Raw genomic sequence first — 2,103 nt, forward strand, 5'->3', positions numbered from 1 at the left:
ATTTAATTGCTGATTTAGTTCATTTTCTTTTGTTGCAATACGAGTTTGCAATTCTACCGTAAGAGCATCTGACAAGGTTGAATCCAATGCAAGCGTTTTCAACTGTTCATCTTGTGTCTCCGACTTGGCATTTAAGGCTTGTTGTTCAAGTTCATATTGACGTTGTAAAAGTTCTAGCTCATTTTTAGCTTGTTTATAATCCTCATAGGACGGATTAAACTCTAAAACATCATCAATCCGTACAACACCTATTGACACGCCATCAGGACCCTGTTGGCGATTTGTTACAAAACCATAGGCCCAAACCATAGCACTTATTGCAGCAACGAGAAATATGACTAGTCCTATATATCTTTTTTTCCCGTTCATTGTCGTTCTCCCTTACATAGAACTACATCTTATTTTTTTGCATCGCCAGCTAATTTTTTCAACACTTGATCTGTAATATCTACACCACCGTATAATACAGTATCTTTAGACATAACAACGCTAAGACCTTTACCCTCACCAACGGCTTTTGCTGCTTCCATAGCTTTATCTTGAATAGATTTAGCAATTTCTTGATCTTTTTTAGCTAAGTTTTGACGCATTTCTTCTACTAACTTTTGTTTTGTTGCGTCATCTTGTGCTGCATCAATTTTAGCTTGAGTTTCTTGTTGTAATTGACTTTGATAACTCATGAACTCTTGAGCTGCAGACACAAATAATGGATTATCTTGAGACATCATACGAGATGTATCGATAACACCAATAGTACTAGCCCCACTATTACTACTAGGCGAAGCCATTTGAGTATAAGCTAACGCACCAACACCGATAATAAATACGGTAGCAATGACGATGGAAAAAATTTTCACATTCGTCTTGTTATTCATCATACGCATCATGATAGAGTGCCCTCATTTCTATAATATTTTCTGTAAAATAATGCATCAAAGGATGCCATATAGAGATATTGGTGAAAGCCTCTTCGAAAAGAGGCTTCCACCATATACATTTACTATATTAGAATTGTGTACCGAAGCTGAAGTGGAATTTATTTTTGTTTTTACCCACACCATAGTCAAGTTTAACAGGACCGATTGGTGTTGTAATACGAACACCAGCACCAACGCCATAGTTAAAGGATTTTTTGCTGTTGTACCATGTAACATTTGGTGCATCCCATGCGTCACCAATATCACCGAACAACACACCGCTAACTTTCTTAACAATTGGGAAACGGAATTCCAATGTAGCATTGTACATCTTCTTGCCGCGGAATTGATCATCTTCATAACCACGTAAGGAATCAGCACCACCCAATGTAAACAATTGGCTATATGGAGCATCACCTTGGATAAAACCAGCACGTGCACGGAATGCCAATACATTTTTAGCACCCAATTTTTTGTACATACGAGTTTCAGCTGTGAATTTATAGAAGTCGAAGTCACCGCCCAAGCCATGGCCAGCCCATTGTGTAGTATAGGAAATACGACGTCCACGAGTTGGTTCATAGATGTTATCACGGGAATCGTATACTTTTTGCCATGTTACGGAATTAATGCGACCAAAGTTATTTTCTACATATTTATCCTTCGCAAAATTATAGGAACCATTGTTCCAATTTGGTCCAGCACCAGCATTTTTGTCATAACGGAAGCCAGAGCTATCATCATCATCCCATTTATAAGAATCTTTACGGGATTCTAATGTCAAGTAGTCACGAGTATATTCCCCAGTTTGACGACCGAAGGAAATATTGAAACCACGAGATTTCTTATTATATTCTGCTACTTCATTACCATCTTCATTGTAATCTGTGTATTCATCTTCACGGTTGAAGAAGGAGAAACCAAGGGATGTACCTTTGCTATCGATCCAAGGTTTCAAGTAGGAGATTTGGTAATTTTTATATTTTTTCTTACCACCGATTTCCCAGTGAACTTTAAATTTATCACCAGTACCACGGAAGTTATCTTCACCAAACTCAACGATACCCATCAAGCCGTCAGATTTAGAATAACCTGCACCTAATGTAATAGTCCCCGTCTTATGTTCCAATACGTCGATTTCAATAATTACATTATTTGGATCTTGTTCACCTGGCAACATACGAAC

The 2,103-nt window shown here is 37.8% G+C and carries 2 protein-coding genes and 1 pseudogene; all 3 read right to left on the reverse strand.

Features of this window, described 5'->3' with window-relative positions:
* Window positions 1-369: pseudogene (locus Q0507_RS02895) on the reverse strand (hypothetical protein); the annotation flags it as partial.
* A 29-nt stretch (window positions 370-398) separates the two neighbouring features.
* Entirely contained in the window at window positions 399-887 is a 489-nt protein-coding gene (locus Q0507_RS02900) for an OmpH family outer membrane protein (RefSeq protein ID WP_298712088.1), read from the reverse strand.
* Window positions 888-1,005: 118 nt separating this feature from the next.
* The coding region (locus tag Q0507_RS02905; RefSeq protein WP_298712092.1) for an outer membrane protein assembly factor at window positions 1,006-2,103 on the reverse strand (1,098 nt) is incomplete at its 5' end.

The organism is uncultured Veillonella sp., from assembly GCF_938010505.1.
Classification (GTDB): Bacteria; Bacillota; Negativicutes; order Veillonellales; family Veillonellaceae; genus Veillonella.